This window comes from Aquabacterium sp. (assembly GCF_041909175.1).
Lineage (GTDB): Bacteria > Pseudomonadota > Gammaproteobacteria > Burkholderiales > Burkholderiaceae_C > Aquabacterium.
This window is the reverse complement of the sequence record NZ_JAYRDZ010000001.1, coordinates 457,076-473,282: the sequence shown is the minus strand read 5'-3', so window position 1 is coordinate 473,282 and position 16,207 is coordinate 457,076. Positions and strand designations below refer to the sequence as shown.

Genomic DNA, 16,207 nt, shown 5'->3' with positions numbered 1-16,207 from the left:
CCAGTCGCGTCTGCTGCCGATCAAGAAACCTGCAACTTCTCGCGCAAGGTGTGCGCCGCCTGCACCATGTTGGCCAGGGCAGCCTCGGTCTCCGGCCAGCCGCGGGTCTTGAGCCCGCAGTCGGGGTTGACCCACAGGCGTTGCGGGTCGATCACATCGCAGGCCCGCTCCAGCAGGTGCAGCATGGCATCCACACCGGGCACGCGTGGCGAGTGGATGTCATAGACGCCCGGTCCGATCTCGTTCGGGTAGTCGAAGTCGCCAAAGCCATCGAGCAGCTTCATGGCCGAGCGCGAGGTCTCGATCGTGATCACATCGGCATCCATGTCGGCGATCGAGGGCAGGATGTCGTTGAACTCGGAATAGCACATGTGGGTGTGGATCTGGGTGTCGTCACGCACGCCGCACGAGGTCACACGGAAAGCCTTCACCGCCCAGGCCAGGTAGGCCGGCCAGTCACGCTTGCGCAGCGGCAGGCCTTCGCGGAACGCGGGCTCGTCAATCTGGATGATGCGGATGCCGGCTTTTTCCAGGTCCACCACCTCGTCGCGGATGGCCAGGGCCAGTTGCAGCGCGGTCTGCTCTCGCGGCTGGTCATCGCGCACGAAGGACCATTGCAGCATCGTCACCGGGCCGGTCAGCATGCCCTTCATCGGACGCTCGGTCAGCGACTGCGCAAAGCGGGTGGTCTCCACTGTCATCGGATCAGGGCGGTAGACATCGCCATAAATGATGGGCGGCTTCACGCAACGCGAGCCATAGCTTTGCACCCAGCCATTGGCCGTGAAGGCATAGCCCCAAAGCTGTTCGCCAAAGTACTCCACCATGTCGTTGCGCTCGGCCTCGCCGTGTACCAGCACGTCCAGTCCCAGTTCCTCCTGCTTGCGCACGGCCAGCTCGATTTCGGCACGGATGCGGCGCAGATAGTCGAGCGAGCCGATCTCACCGCGGCGCCAGGCGGCACGCAGTTGACGGATCTGCGAGGTCTGCGGGAAGGACCCAATGGTGGTGGTCGGCAGCAGCGGCAAACCAAGGGTGCTGCGTTGCAGCGCCGCGCGTTCACCATAGGCCTGGCCCCGTGTGGCCATCTCGTCGGTCAGGCTGCGCAGTCGACGCTGGACCAGGTCGCTGTGCACGCGACGCGAGACCCGACGCGCCTGTTGCGCCGCATCGGATTCCTTGAGCGCATCGGCCACGACCACCTCGCCCTCGTTGAGGGCCCGGCCGAGCACGCGCAGTTCATCGACCTTTTCCGTGGCGAAGGCCAGCCAGGCACGGATATCCGGATCAAGGCGGTCTTCGCCATGCAGCGACACCGGCACATGCAGCAAAGAACACGAAGGAGCCACCCACAGGCGCTCACCCAATTGCTCGGCCAGCGGCTTCAGCCGGGCCAGACAGGCGCGCAGGTCGGTACGCCAGATGTTGCGGCCATCGATCACGCCGACCGACAGCACCGCATCGTGGGGCAACACGGCCAGCCAGGCATCGAGCTGCTGCGGCGCCCGCACCAGGTCGATATGGAAGCCCTGCACCGGCAGCTCGCAGGCCAGTTTGGCGTGGTCGGCAGCCGAATCGAAATAGGTGGCCAGCAACAGCTTGACGCCAGCCTCCGCCAGCTCGGCATAGGCGGGCGCGAGCGCAGCCAGCCAGGAGGCATCCAGATCCAGGCTCAACACGGGCTCGTCGATCTGCACCCATTGCACCCCCTGTTGGGCCAGGCGGCGCAACACGCGCACATAGCCGTCCACCAGACGCGGCAACAAGGTCAGGCGGTCCATGCCGGCAGCACGCCCGTGGCAGCGCGACAGCCACAGGAAGCTGACCGGACCAGGGATCACCACCTTCACCTGGTGACCCAGCGACTGGGCCTCGGCCACCTCGTCAAACAGCCAGTCCACCCCACCATCGAAGCGGCTGCCCGGGTCCAGCTCAGGCACCAGGTAGTGGTAGTTGGTGTCGAACCACTTGGTCATTTCCATGGCCGGTTGTGCCGCGTTGCCACGCGCCAGCTCGAAGTACTGGGCCAGGCTCAGCGAGCGGGCATCCAGCGCGAAGCGCGAGGGCAAGGCGCCCAGGGTGGCGCACCAGTTGAGCATCTGGTCATACCAGGCGAAATCGCCCACTGTGACGACATCCAGGCCGGCATCGCGCTGGATCTGCCAGTGGCGTTGACGCAGCGTGGCAGCGGTTTCCCGGAGGGTCGATTCGGACTGCTCGCCGCGCCAGAAGGCTTCCTGAGCAAACTTCAGTTCACGCTGTGCCCCAATGCGGGGAAAGCCAAGGATGTGTGTGCGGGCCATGTGCAGCCACCTTCTTCATGTTGTTCGGAAAGGTGGGCAGTGTGGCCAGCCGCCACACATGAATCAAGCGATGAATTTTCAATCAGACATGAATGAAATTCATGTCAGGCGACGCAGCAGGTTCACGCGCATCGGACGGGTGAAGTGCGCCCCATCGGCGCCCATATGGGGCTCGAATCGGGCCCGCACGGCCTCACGCAACGCCTCACTCAGGTGCCGCTCGGCAAAGGTGACGTTGATCATGCGCTGCTCGAACTCGGCGAAATCCCGGAAACGGACTGGCATCTCGAAGAAAAGTTCACCCTCTGCCTGCCACAAGGGCCCTTGCCCCGCGCGGTGCACCGCAGCCAGCGCAGCCTCGCGCACCAGCCCCTCGTCGTTGTACAGGCGGATGACCTCATTGAGGCCGCCGTGGAAGACAGGCTCCGACACATACAGCAGCCCACCCGGGCGTACCACCCGGGCCACCTCGGCCAGCGCCTGATCCATCAGCGGCAAGGGCACGTGGTGCAGGGACTTCAGCATCAGCGCCAAGTCAAAGCTGGCACCGGGCAAAGGAATGGCCTGTGCGCCAGCCAGCAGAAAGCGCATGGTCCCCATCGGGGCCGACACGTTCTTGGCGTGCTGCTGCTGGTCGACTTCCAGTCCGGTATAGCGAGATCGGGGGTGCGCGGCCAGCAGCCCTTGCGCCAGGCGTGCCGCCCCACACCCCAGTTCGATGATGTCGATGTCGTCCAGCTCGACTTGCTCGGACAGGATGGTCAGCTCGTCGGTCACCGAGCGCGCCGCCGCGGGAAAGTAGGTGCTGCTGTTCATGCCCTGATGATAGGCCGATCAGAACAAGGCGGCCTCGTCCAGCAAGGTTCTGGCATCCTTGAACGCCAAGCCCTGCACGGCACGTTTCAGATCCTCGAAGGCGGCCTCCGGCAGCCGTTGTCGCAGGCCTGGAGCCAGGGATTGGAAGCGGTCAATGGCGGCAAGATCCTGACGGTCCAGCTGCGCGGCCCATTGCTTCAGGGCCTCGACATCGAGTTCAACCGGCGCGGTGGGGGCGGCCTCGCTCTGTTGTTGTCGTTGCGCCATGCTGTCCAGCCAAGGCTGGCAGGTTTCATGCAAGCCGCGCAAAGTCGCTGCCAGTTGGTCAAATGCCGCCTGGGTCGCCTCGCCAGCATCATGTTGCCGCAGGGCCGACTCAAGCCGCTCGGCCTGGGCCTGCACACCACGGGCACCCAGCATGCCGGCGCTGCCACGCAGCTTGTGCAGGCGGGCGGCCAAGGTGGGCCACGCCGCGTCATCTGCTGGCGGCTGCAATGCGCCATCAGCCACATCGCTGTATTCCGCAAACAGCCGCCGCAGCATGTTGGCGAACAAGATGACATCGCCTCCAATGCGCTCGATCACATCTGCATCGTCAATGCCGGCCAGGCGCGGCCAGGGCTCTTTCATGACCGCGTCGTCTGCATGTCGGGCAACCGGGGCCAGCGCGCTGCCCCGTCCGCGCTCCACATGCTGCCGCACCGTGCCGACAAGCAGGTGCGGGTCCAGCGGCTTGCTCACAAACGCATTCATGCCCGCGTCAATGGCGCGCTGGCGTTCAGACACCAGGGCGCCGGCCGTGAGGGCAATCACCGGCAGATCATGCAGACCCAGCTCCGTTCGCAAGCGACGGGTGGCTTCATGCCCATCCATCACCGGCATCTGCACATCCATGAGCACCACATCGAAGCCATCAGGCTGTGCTCGCAGCACAGCCAGGGCCTCTGCCCCGTTGTGCGCTGTGGTGGGCAAGGCCCCTTCACGCGCCAGCAGGCGTTGCGCGACCTCCAGATTGATGTCGCTGTCATCAACGATGAGCACGCGCACATCGGGCAACTGACACATATCGGGTTCATCGTGTGCCAGCAACAGTTCGTTCATCTCGACCGGCGCCACCCGCTCTCCCGAAAGGGCCAACGGCAAGGTGAACCAAAAGGTACTGCCCTGGCCTTCCACACTGTCCACCCCCACCTCGCCCCCCATCAGCACCACCAGGCGCTGAACGATCGACAGGCCCAGCCCGGTGCCACCGAACCGGCGGGTGGTCGACGCGTCGGCCTGCATGAAGGGGGTGAACAGATGCGGCACCACCGACTGCGGGATGCCGATGCCGGTATCGACCACTTCCCAGCGTGTGAGGACATGGTCAATGTGGTGTGCGTCGAGCCTGAGCTTCAAGTTCACCGAGCCGTGCTCCGTGAACTTGAGGGCGTTGCCCAGCAGGTTGACCAGGACCTGCCGCAGGCGGGTCACGTCGCCCCAGACCGGCTCGGGCAACTCGGCAGGGGCGTCGATGCGGAAGGTGATGCCCTTGTTGTCGAACTGCAGGCGGAAAAGCTGATCCATGCTCACCAACACAGGCGTGATCTGGAAGGGCGCGACCTCGGGCTGCAACTCGCCGGCCTCGATCTTCGACAGATCCAGCACATCGTTGATGATGGCCAGCAAGGAGGCACTGGCGTTCTGGATCTTCTGCACGAATTGCAGCTGTTCCGGATCCAGGCTGGAGGACCGCATGAGGTAAGCCAGACCAATGACGGCATTAAGCGGGGTGCGGATTTCATGGCTCATATTGGCCAGGAACTCGCTCTTGGCGAGGCTGGCCGCCTCGGCCGCACGGGTGGCTTCGCGCAGCGCATCTTCTGCCTCGTGTTTGGCCGTGACATCCTGAAGCGCACCGATCAGGCGTGCGGGCCGACCGCCCGGGTCCTCTTCCGCATCATATTCAGGCTCGCCCACCGACCGTACCCAGATGCGCCGCCCATGCGCCGTACGGAAGGGCACCTCCAGGTCCCAGCCCTGCCCCCGCTGGATGGCAGCCAGCACTGCTTCACGGATGGTTTCGCGCGCTTCCGGTTCATAGAACTGCACCGCATCCTCCAGGCTGAGACTCTGGGTGTCGTCCAGCTCATGGATGCGCCGGGTCTGCCCGGTCAGGATGGCCTCCCCCGTGGACAGATCAAACTGCCAGCCCCCGACCCCGGCGACCCGCCCTGCCCGCTCGATGAAGGCCTCGCTCGTCGCGCGCAGCTTCTCCTGCGCATATTTGCGCTCGGTGATGTCCATGTGCGTACCGGCCATCCACAAGGGTTTGCCGTCATCGTCCCAGCGCAGCACCTTGCCGCGGTCCAGCACCCAGACCCAGTGGCCGTCCTTGTGACGCATGCGCGCCTCGCACTCATAGGTCGGGGTCTTGCCATCGAAATGTTGGCGCAGCGCTTCGTTGGAGCGCCGCAAGTCATCCGGGTGGGTGAAGCGCACCCAGGTCTGGATGCTGACGGGCTCCAGTTCGGCCAACTCATAGCCCACGATCTGCGCCCAGCGCTCGTTGAAGCGGGTCTCTCCGGTCTGGATGTGCCACTCCCAGGTCCCCACATTGGTCCCCAGCAGGATGTTGTCCAGCCGCTCGCGTTCCTGATTCAAGGCCTCGGTGGCCTTCACCCGGTCCGTGACATCGGTGCGCAAGGACACGTAGCGTTCGATGCGCCCGTCCTGCCCGATGAAGGGCGCAATGATGCTGTCAACCCAGTAGAGCGAGCCATCTTTCGCACGGTTGCAGATCTCCCCGTGCCAGGAATGCCCCGCGCCCAATGTGCGCCACATCGCCACCCAGAAGGCATGGTCATGGGTAGCGGAATTGACGATGCGGTGATCCTGCCCGATCAGCTCTTCACGGGCATACCCGCTGATCTGACAGAAGGCATCATTGACATCGATGATGCGGCCCCGCCGGTCTGCTACGGAGTAGATTGAATGCTCGCGGATGGTGCGCAACAGGGCTTCGCTTTCGCGCATCGCGGCATCAAGCTTCTGGCGGCTTTCGGTCAGCTCGGTCACGTCATGCACCAGCACGTGAAAGCCTTTGACCTCACCATCCACGACATCCGGAATGTAGTGTGTGAGCGCGTGACGCACTCCCGGCCCGTCCGGACGAGGAATCGTGCGCTCGAAAGTCTGACCCTCGCCGCGCAAGGCCGCCTCGATGAAAGGCCGGTTGCGCTCATACAGGTTGTCGCCCAGCAGGCTGCGCAGTGAATTGCCCGGCAGGCTGGCCGGATCCACCCCGAACCAGCGGCCATACGCCTTGTTCGCAAAGCGGTTGATCTGGTTCTTGTCCCAGTAGCCCACCATGGATGGCAAGCCGTCGAGTACCGCCTGCAGGTGGCGGTGGGCTGCGCCCAGTTCGGCCGTCCGCTCCTGCACCTCCTGCTCCAGCCTGGCATTGAATTCGCGCAGCTGGCGTTCGGCTTCTTTCTTGTCGCCGATATCCCGGATGGTCATGCCGATGCCGATCACGCCGCCCGTGGGCGACAGGATCGGCGCTGCGCTGACCGACACGTCGATCAGCCGTCCATCCTTGCCTTCACATACGGTATCGAAAGCATGGACCGACCGCCCCTGAGAGATGGCGCGCCGGATCTCGTTTTCGTGCTCTGCCAGCGCGGCACCGCGCATCAGCAACGACAGCGGCTGTCCCAACGCTTCCTGCTCGGTATAGCCCATGATCTTCTCTGCCGCGGCGTTCCAGCTCTCGACCATGCCATCCAGCGACTGGCTGACGATGGCGTCGCTCGCACTCTCGACAATCGTGGCCAGTCGCAGTTGTTGCGACCGGATCATCTGCTGCCGCTGTCGGCCTAGCAACTGGCCGTAGACCACCGCCGCCAGCAGGACGGAAGCCAAGCCGCCCCCCATCATCACCCAGCGGGGCTGCACCTGGTGCAAGGCCGCCATGAAAGCCGGCGTCGGCACCATGTCGATCTGCCAGGCACGACCGAACACGGTGGTGGTCGTGCGGTAGTGCAGATTTGTGCGCAAGTCCGGGCGCTGGCTGCGCTCGGTCGAAAAGAAGGCGACCGGCTCACTGCCATTGGTGACATCGGTCAGAGTCAACACATAGTCAGCCTTGCCCAGATCAAAGTCGGCCAGCACCTCGGTGATCACCAACGGTGCATAGGCCCAACCTTGCCCCAGGGCCAGGCGCCTGGCCTCCGTGTCCACCACCGCGCCATGCTCATAGATGGGCAGCAGCACCAGAAAGCCCTGCGAGCGCTGCCCGGTGGCCTGGACCAGCGTGATGGGCGCCGTCAAGGCCACCTCGCCACTGCGCATCGCGCGGTCGGCTGCTTCCTTGCGGCGAGCCTCCGAGGCGATGTCAAGACCGGCTGCCTGGGTGTTCGACTCGATCGGCTCGATGTACTGGATCACATAGCGATCGCCATCATGCGGAGACAGCTGGCGGACCTCGAAGCCAGGCATGCCATCGCGACGGATGCGGCTGACGTAGGCCGCCTCGTCTTCCGGTCTGACGCGCCGGATGAAGCCGAAGCCGCGGGCACCGGCAAACTCGACAGGCAAATCTCGGGACTCGTGGTAGGCCCGAAAGGCCTTGCGGGTCAGCTGATCAGCGCCCGCCGTCATGATGGCTCCCCGCGCACCACGCAAACCGTACTGATAGCGGTAGACCCGCTCCGTGATGCGCCGCTTGAGCTCCTGGGCACTCTTGTCAAACCGCTCCAGAGCCTGGCGATCATTGAGCACGCCCTGATAGACCGTCAACAATCCCGTGATGAACAGGCCCGCGCAGAACACGGCCAGCGCGCTCCAGGCAGCTCGTTCGGTCATGGACTTAGGCATGGCCACCCAGGTCCAGCATCATGAAGCGCACATCGTTGCGCCCCATCTCCTTGGCCTGATAGAGCGCCTTGTCAGCACACTGGAGCAGGTCTGCCGGGCTGGCTGCCAGGCTGCTTCCGCCAGAGGCAACCGCTCCGTCTCGCATCAGATGGAATGGTGCCGTTGCTGCACCGACCGACAACGTGACATGGTCGGACGAGGATGACCGACTGTGGGGCCACGCCAGCGCCGTCATGCTGTCGATCAGGCGTCGCCCCATGTGCACGGCCCCGTCGGCATCGGTATCCGGCAGCAGCACCACAAACTCCTCGCCGCCAATGCGGGCGACTTCGTCGGCCGGCCGACGTATCGTCAGCTGGATGCTCTGTGCCACCACCTGCAGGCAGCGGTCCCCTTCCTGGTGGCCATAGTGGTCGTTGAACTGCTTGAAGTGATCGATGTCGAGCATCAACAAGGACATGGGCGAGGCGGCCCGACGCGCCCGGTCCCACTCGCGTTCCAGGCAGCGATCGAACTGCCGCCGGTTCGACAGGCCCGTCAATGCATCGGTATGCGCACAACGCATCAGCTCATCGGTGGCATGCTTGAGTTGCAGGTGGGTGCGCACCCGCGCCAGCACACGCCCAGGACGAGGCGGCTTGCCGATGAAGTCGACCGCACCGGCCTCCAGGCCGCGCACCTCGCTGTCGTTGTCATCATGGCTGGTCACGAAGATCACGGGGATGGCGGACAGCTCGTGATCGGCCTTCAAGGCACGACAGACCTCATAGCCATCCATGCCCGGCATCTCGGCATCCAGCAAGATGATGTCGGGCAATTGCTCGCGCGCCATCTGCAGGCCTTGCACGCCAGACAGCGCAAACCGCACCTCACCAAGCTCCGTGAGCATGCGCCCGAGCATCTGTACCACCACCGGATCGTCATCGACGATCAGAATCGATCCTTGGCGCATGAGCGTCCTCAAGGTCCCTTGCACGGGGTGTTGTTCTAGTCAACGACACCGGTCTGGCCCCGTACTGGCCAGGCCCGGCATGACACGCACGGTCAGTCGAGCACCGACGCCGGCGTGGAAGGCACGAGCGGCAGGTCGATTTCAAACTCGCTGCCTTGATTTTCGGCACTACTGACGAAAATTTCACCCCCCATGGCACGAATCAGGTGTTTTGTCACAGCCAGCCCCACGCCAGCCCCCTGGATACCACTGCTGGCGCGCCCCAGCCGGTTGAACGGCTGAAAGAGCTGGGCCTGTTGATCAACGGTCATGCCCATGCCGGTATCGCGCACCTTGATGCGCATCCTCGCACCATCGGTGCGGGCCGAAACGATGATCTGCCCACCTTCCCGGTTGTACTTGGCGGCATTGGTCATCAAGTTGAGCACACACTGCCGCAGGCGCAGGGCATCGGTCATCAACGCGGGCAGGTCGTCGGGCACATCAAGAACCAAGGTCAGCTTGCGCATGGCCACCACCGATTCGATGGCATGGGCACAGTCCTGCAGCCCGCGCCGGATATCGACCGGGCCGACAGCCAACTCGAACTGGCCACGCTCGAAACGCCCCAGATCCAGCACATCTCGCAACAGGGCCTGGAGATGCTCGGCCGCAGTCAGCATGTTCTGCAGGCGTTTCAGCTGGGTGCCTGTCAGGGGGTCCCCCGGGTCCATGGTCAGCAACTGCCCGAAGCCCATGATGGCGTTGAGCGGGTTGCCGATTTCATGCGCGATGTAAGACAGCATGAGCGACTTGGTGCGCCCCACGGCCTCGGCTTCGACACGGGCCCGGTCGGCCTGCTCGAGCTGTTCCGCCTCGGTCAGGTCGTGCAGCAGCACAGTCGTCACGCAGTCGGCCCCCTCACCCATGTGCCACAAGGATGCCTCGGCAGAAAAGGTGCTGCCATCGCCCCGGTGGACCTTCATGCGGCGGCGCCACACGCCCTGGTTGGCCACATCCCCACCGTCGGCGAGTGCCGTGCTCAGCGGCAGCAACTGGTCGAGGGGCGTGCCCACCACAGTCTGTGCCGACACCTGCAACAAGGCGCAGGCCGCATCGTTGATCAGCACCACCACGCCCTGGGCATCGGTCGAGATGATGGCATCGGATGCCGCCGCCACCATGGCCGCGATCTGCGAATCACCCAGGCGCCGCCAGCGCTCGCGCTCCATGCGCAAGGCCGCATCCATCTGCTCCTTGAGGCGCAGGACGTTGCGCACCCGTGCCTTCAGCACGGCCTGTGAATAGGGTTTGGAGATGAAATCCACCGCCCCCAACTCCAGCGCCCTGCGCTCGGTTTCAGCGTCGGAGTAGCGTGTCACGAACACGATGGGCGTATGCCGCAGCCGCTCGTCCTGCTGGAAGCGCCCGCACACCTCGAAGCCGTTGAGGTCGGGCATGTGGGCATCAAGCAGCACCACATCCGGTTCTTCGTGCTGCGCCCTGGCCACCGCTTCGCTTCCGGTGGTCGCGAAGTAGAACTGGGCCCCGGGTTCGTCCAGCGCCTGCCGCATGAAACGGATGGATGACACGTCGTCATCCACGATGAGGATGCGCGGCGGGCGGGTGGCACCGCCTACCTTGACTGGCAGACGTTCGTGCACGTGTCGCAAGCGCAGCTGATTGCGTACCCGCGTGATGACCTGGGAGGGCTTGAGTGGCTTCGACACGAAGTCCACCGCTCCGGTTTCGAGCGCACGCGCTTCGGTGGCGCTGTCGCTGAAGCTGGTCGCAACGATGATGGGCACGCTGGCCAGTTGTGGGTCGCGCTTGAGCTCCTTGCACACGTCGAAACCACTCTGCCCAGGCATTTCCAGGTCAAGTAGGATCAGATCGGGCGGGTCGGAGCGCGCCAGTCGGATGGCATCGGTACCCGTGGTGGCGAACTGAAGCTCACCATCGCCTGACAGCATGTTGCCAAGCAGATTGATGGTGGAGACATCGTCATCGACGAGCAGCAACCTCGGCCTGGAGGGCACCTCACTGAATGGGGTCATGCCGGGCCTCTTCCTGATTTCTTTTTCGGATGCCCAGCCTAGCAAACTGTCTAAGGTCTGTGTTGGGATCTTTCCCTCAGATGCGCCTCAGGCGCACGCAGACCCCCAACTGCACCAGCAGCAGGACCAGGGTCATGCCGGCCACGCCTGGCCAGCCCCCGTGCGACCAGAACCACCCGCCGCACGACCCCAGCACGCTGGAGCCCAGGTAATAGGCAAGCAGGTAGAGCGAGGCCGCATGGCCTTTGTGGGTGGCGGCCAGTCGGCCCACCCACCCGCTCGCCACCGCGTGCGACACGAAGAAGCCGATGGTCAGCAAGACAATGCCCAGCACCACGAGCGCCAGGTGATCAGACAAGGTCAGCAGCACCGCCGAGATCATCATCAGCACGCCAGCCATCAGCACCGCGGGCCGGCCCTGTCGATCTGCCATGGCCCCGGCCATGGGCGACGCGACGATGCCGAAGACGTAGACGCAGAAGATCAAGCCGATGTGGGTCGGGCTGAGCTTGAACGGCGCTTGCAGCAGGTGGAAGCTGACATAGTTGAACACGGTGACAAACACCCCCATCACCAACCCACCCGTGGCAAACAGCCAGGGCAGCGCGGTGTGCTGCAGGTGTCCGGACCAGGCTTTCAGATGGGGCGCCAGTCGGAGGTGGATGGGCACAGAACGGCCGGGCTGACGCGGCAGCAAGGCCATGAAGCCCAGCGCTGCCGCGATGTCGATCGCACTCAGCAAGGCCAGCGCCCCTTGCCAGGGCAACACATCGACCAGCAGGCTGGTGCCGACCCGGCCAGCCATGCCGCCGAAAGCGGTGCCGCCCACATAGAGGCCGACCGCCAGGCTCATGCCCGCACCGGCCATGTGCTCGGCCAGGTAGGCCATCGCCAGCGCCGGCACACCGCCGAGCGCCAGGCCCACCATCGCCCGCGCGAAGAGGAAGGCGTGCCACGACGGCACCACCGACGCGATCAGGTTCGACACCGCGGCCAGCAGCATGGAAATGAACATGAAGCGCCGTTGATCCCGCCCCTCCGCCAGGGCGCCGGACACCAGGATGGAGAAGGCCAGACAGCCCGTGCTCAGAGACAGCGCCAGCGAGCTGCCGGCAGGGCTGACTGAGAAGGTGTCGGCAAACAGGGGCAGCAGCGGCTGCACGCAGTACAGCAGGGAAAAAGTGGCGAAACCCGCGAGGAACAAGGCGATGTTGATATGCCAGTAGCGGGTCCGCGCGCCAGGCGAGGTCATGTCGAGGGCAGAGGTCGGATGCACACGGCCAGTATCCAGAGCGGCACACCATCTGTCCAATATATTATTCAGGCTATCACCATATGTATTACATATGCTATGGAGCTTCGACACCTGCGCTACTTCCTGGCCGTGGCCCAGGAACGCAACGTCACCCGTGCGGCCGCACGCATCGGCATCAGCCAGCCTCCGCTGAGTCAGCAGATCAAGGAACTGGAACAGGAGATCGGCACGCCGCTCTTCGTGCGCACGCCGCATGGCGTCGAGTTGACCGATGCCGGCCAGGCGTTCTTGCAGGAAGCCGAGCGGGTGCTGGGTGGCGCCGAGCGTGCTCGCACCATGGCCTTGCGGGCCGCGCGGGGCGAGGTGGGTCAGTTGCGCGTAGGCTTCACGGGCTCAGCCGCCTTCAACCCCGTGGTGGCACGCACCATCCGCGACTTCCGCCGCACGCACCCTCAGGTCTTGCTGACCCTGGAGGAAGTGAACACCACGCGGCTGCTCGATGGCTTGTCCAGGCAGCAACTCGACGCGGCCTTCATCCGTCCCGGGCTGACACCCATCGAGGGCATGGCGCTGCACCGCTTCCCGGACGAGTCCATGAAGGTGGCGTTGCCCAGTGGCCACCCGCTGGCCAGACAAACCACCATCCGGCTGGCCCAACTGGCAGACGAGCCCTTTGTGCTGTTTCCTCGCACCGTCGGCCTGAGCCTGTTTGACGAGGTGATCAATGCCTGCCGACGCGCCGGCTTCGAGCCCCGCATCGACCAGGTGGCCCCGCAGATTTCCTCGGTGGTCAACCTGGTGGCCGCCGAACTGGGACTCTCCGTCGTGCCTGCGTCGATCTGCCAGGTTCAGGTAGCGGGCGTGCACTATGTGGACATCGAAGGCGACGCCCCGGTAGCGCGCCTGGCTCTGGCCTCCCGCGAGACCGACCGCAGCGCGGTCGTCAGCCACTTCACCAAACTGGCGCTCAGCCCACCAGGCTGAACAGCGTAGGCTCGGTCAGGTGCCGATCCCAGGACAGCTGCGCACGCCCACCCCGCTTGGCACGGTACAGATGCTCATCAGCGCGCCGCACCAGGTTCACCAGGGTTTCGCCCGGCAGCCACTCGACCACCCCCGCGCTGAAAGCACAGACGATGTCGCCAGCCGAGGTTGGAATCGGGCTGGCCGTGACGGCTTGCAGCATCTTCTGTCCGGCTGCCACGGCATCATCCAGCGCTGTTTCGGGCAGCAGCATGATGAACTCCTCGCCGCCCCAGCGCGCCACCTTGTCTGAGGTGCGCAGCAGCACGCGGAAACGACAGGCCATCTCGCGCAGCACCTCATCGCCGGCGTGGTGCCCATACTCGTCGTTGACCAGCTTGAAGTGGTCCAGATCAAGCAGGACGAGGGAGAGCTGGCGCCCATACCGCGTGGCCATCGCCATGGCTTCGGCCGCTTCCTCTTCGAAGGCCCGTCGGTTGGCAATGCCCGTGAGGGCATCTTCGCGAGACAGCCGGCTGAGGGCATGGTTGAACTCCGCCAAAGCCCGCGTGCGCTCGGTGACCTGGCGCTCCAGTGAGTCATTGAGCTGGATCAGCGCCTGCTGCGTGGCCTGCAGTCCTTGCGTAGCTTGTTCCAGCGCGGAGACATCGGTGAGCACCGTGAGGATGCGCACGCTGCCATCCGGGCGACATACGGACCGAAAAGCAGCCCGCACCGTCAGCAGATGCCCATCGGCGTGCTGCACGCGCCAGACATCCGGGGCCGTGCAGTCATTGTCGAGTGCCCGACGTAGGTATGCCGCCTCGTGGAATTTGTCGTCATCCCGCAGGATCAGGCCGAAGGTCCGCCCCAGCAGTTGCTCGGCGGTATAGCCGAACATCTCGCAGTAGGTCCGGTTCACATGGACATACCGCCCACGCTCGTCAGCGATGGCCACACCGCCCGGCGCCAAGTCAAACAGCGCCTCCAGCAAATCCAGATCCACGATGGCCACGCCCAGCTCCCTGCATCAAAACGGTCGTTTTTTTCTTCTTTTGTGATCTCATGTTAACGGCATGCTGCGTTGCAACAGCCCCCCTAGAGCTAGGGGGCCCATCACGCACATAGACAAGTTGAATACAATTCAATCATTCTTGAATATTCATCGTTTTGTTCATGCTTGAGATCCGCCACTTGCGTTCACTGGTGGCCATCGCCGACACCGGCAAACTGGCCACGGCGGCAGAGCGGGTACACCTGAGCCAGTCGGCGCTGTCCCATCAGATCAGGGCCATCGAAGAGGTCTACGCGCAGGCCTTGTTCGAGCGCACCAGCCAGGGGCTGCGCTTCACCCCGGCCGGCGAGCGCCTGCTGACGCTGGCGCGCACGGTGCTGGCCGATGTCAGCGCCGCCGAACGCGACCTGCAACGCATGAAAGGCGCCACCCAGGGCGAGTTGCGCATTGCTCTGGAATGCCACACCTGCTTCGACTGGCTGATGCCGGTGATGCACGCCTTCCGCCAGCGCTGGCCCGAGGTGGAGGTGGACCTTGTGGCGGGCTTCCATGCCGACCCGCTCACCCTGCTCAAGGAAGGCCGCGCCGACCTCGTCATCGGCTCACGCCCGAAAGCCCAACGCACGTGGTCGGTGTCGCCGCTGTTTCGCTTCGAGATCCTGGCGGTCGTGTCCAATGACCACCCTTTGCGCCACAAGCGCTTTCTGAGCGCCGACGACTTCGCTGACGAAACACTCCTCACCTATCCCGTACCGGAACAACGCATCGACCTGATCCGCGAGGTGCTGACACCGGCTGGCGTTCACCCCGCCCGCCGCACAGCCGAATTGACCGTGGCCATCGTGCAGTTGGTGGCCAGCCGCCGCGGTGTCGCAGCACTGCCCAACTGGGGGTTGCAGAGCTATCTGGAACACGACTATGTGAAGGCTGTGCGCATCGGCCCAAAGGGCCTGTGGAGCGAGCTGCACGCCATCTGCCCGAAGCCGCTGGCGACCCGCCCCTATATGCAGGACATGGCCGAGATCATCCGCGAACAGTGCGCCAGCCTGCCCGGCATCGAGTGGCTGGCGTGATCACAAGGGCACGTGCGCGCGGGCCTTGTCGAGCATGAAATCGATGAAGGTGGACGCGGCACGGGTGTGGTGCCGATTGGGCATGTAGAGCATCACCATCCGGGTGCCGAAGATGCTCAGGCGCCACGGGTCGAGCGTGGTCACCACCTCGCCGCATGCCACCAGGTCCTGCACCACATAGTCGGGCACCAACCCTACACCCAGCCCAGCCACGATGGCTTCGCGCAGGAACAGGAAATTCTCGGACGTCAACGTGGGTGCCAGCGGCACCTCGTAGCGCTCACCTTCCAGATAAGCCGCCAGGCGCAATTGACGTCCCACCACGGCCGAAGTGATCAAGGGGGCCGTGGCCAGCTCGTCCAGCTCCGTGGGCATGCCCTGTACACGCGCATAGTCAGCCGAGGCGCAGGCCACATAGCGCACGGGCCCCATGTCACGCGCCACCAGGTTGTCCGGTGGGTCGGACATCACCCGCACGGCGATGTCGACCTCGTCACGCAGCAGATCGACCACCCGGTTTTCAAACACCACGTCGAGCACGATGCCTGGATAAGCGCGCTTGAAATCGATCAGCCAGGGCGACATCACCAGCTGGCCGTAGCCGCTGGGCACGCTCAAGCGCACCCGCCCCTGCAGGGTCTGCCCCAGCGCCGCCACCGACTCCCTGGCCGCTTCGAGCTCCTGACGGATCTTGCGGCCATGCTCGTAGAGCTGCAAACCGACTTCGGTGGGCTCGATGCGGCGCGTGGTGCGGCGCACCAACTGCACCCCAATCGCCTTTTCGAACTGGTTGAGGTGGTAGCTGACGTTGGCCCGGCTCATCTTCAGCCGACGGGCGGCCTCGCTGAGGTTACCCGCATCCAGGATCTCGACCAGCAGGGACAGCGATGGCAGGTCCAAGCCCACTCCTTGTCAAAAATGACTTGACAGTCTGTCA

10 protein-coding genes are annotated in these 16,207 nt (G+C 64.5%); 2 read left to right on the top strand and 8 right to left on the bottom strand.

The annotated features are described in order from the left end of the window. Positions 1-20: 20 nt before the first annotated feature. The 6 genes from metE to ACE3PH_RS02050 form a co-directional block, all read right to left on the bottom strand. On the bottom strand, positions 21-2,303 hold the full coding sequence (gene metE / locus ACE3PH_RS02075) for a 5-methyltetrahydropteroyltriglutamate--homocysteine S-methyltransferase (protein ID WP_374316003.1): 2,283 nt from the start codon (positions 2,301-2,303) through the stop codon (positions 21-23). A 99-nt stretch (positions 2,304-2,402) separates the two neighbouring features. Continuing rightward, on the bottom strand, positions 2,403-3,119 hold the full coding sequence (locus ACE3PH_RS02070; RefSeq protein WP_374316001.1) for a methyltransferase domain-containing protein: 717 nt from the start codon (positions 3,117-3,119) through the stop codon (positions 2,403-2,405). A gap of 18 nt (positions 3,120-3,137) precedes the next feature. Beyond that, the gene (locus ACE3PH_RS02065; protein ID WP_374315999.1) at positions 3,138-7,976 is read right to left on the bottom strand and encodes a PAS domain S-box protein; all 4,839 of its coding nucleotides are present in this window, start codon (positions 7,974-7,976) and stop codon (positions 3,138-3,140) included. After that, positions 7,969-8,928: a diguanylate cyclase domain-containing protein gene (locus ACE3PH_RS02060; protein WP_374315997.1), complete on the bottom strand. Its 960-nt coding sequence runs from the start codon at positions 8,926-8,928 to the stop codon at positions 7,969-7,971. Before ACE3PH_RS02060 ends, ACE3PH_RS02065 begins: the two co-directional genes overlap by 8 nt. 92 nt (positions 8,929-9,020) lie before the next feature. Further along, complete coding sequence (locus ACE3PH_RS02055) at positions 9,021-10,964, bottom strand: response regulator (RefSeq protein ID WP_374315995.1); 1,944 nt, start codon at positions 10,962-10,964, stop codon at positions 9,021-9,023. 76 nt (positions 10,965-11,040) lie between these two features. Continuing rightward, entirely contained in the window at positions 11,041-12,240 is a 1,200-nt protein-coding gene (locus ACE3PH_RS02050; protein ID WP_374315993.1) for an MFS transporter, read from the bottom strand. A gap of 75 nt (positions 12,241-12,315) precedes the next feature. Between ACE3PH_RS02050 and ACE3PH_RS02045 the strand changes: the two genes are divergently transcribed. Continuing rightward, positions 12,316-13,203, top strand: coding sequence for a LysR family transcriptional regulator (locus ACE3PH_RS02045; protein ID WP_374315991.1), 888 nt, complete (start codon positions 12,316-12,318; stop codon positions 13,201-13,203). On the opposite strand, the gene ACE3PH_RS02040 is transcribed toward ACE3PH_RS02045, so the two are convergent. Continuing rightward, complete coding sequence (locus tag ACE3PH_RS02040; RefSeq protein WP_374315989.1) at positions 13,187-14,197, bottom strand: diguanylate cyclase; 1,011 nt, start codon at positions 14,195-14,197, stop codon at positions 13,187-13,189. The genes ACE3PH_RS02045 and ACE3PH_RS02040 overlap by 17 nt on opposite strands. Positions 14,198-14,358: 161 nt before the next feature. On the opposite strand from ACE3PH_RS02040, the gene ACE3PH_RS02035 reads away from it, so the two are divergent. Then, the gene (locus ACE3PH_RS02035) at positions 14,359-15,270 is read left to right on the top strand and encodes a LysR family transcriptional regulator (RefSeq protein WP_374315987.1); all 912 of its coding nucleotides are present in this window, start codon (positions 14,359-14,361) and stop codon (positions 15,268-15,270) included. Here ACE3PH_RS02035 and ACE3PH_RS02030 read toward each other — a convergent pair whose 3' ends face one another. Further along, a complete protein-coding gene (locus tag ACE3PH_RS02030) occupies positions 15,271-16,170 on the bottom strand; it encodes a LysR family transcriptional regulator (protein ID WP_374315983.1) in 900 nt (299 codons plus the stop codon). Positions 16,171-16,207 lie beyond the last annotated feature (37 nt).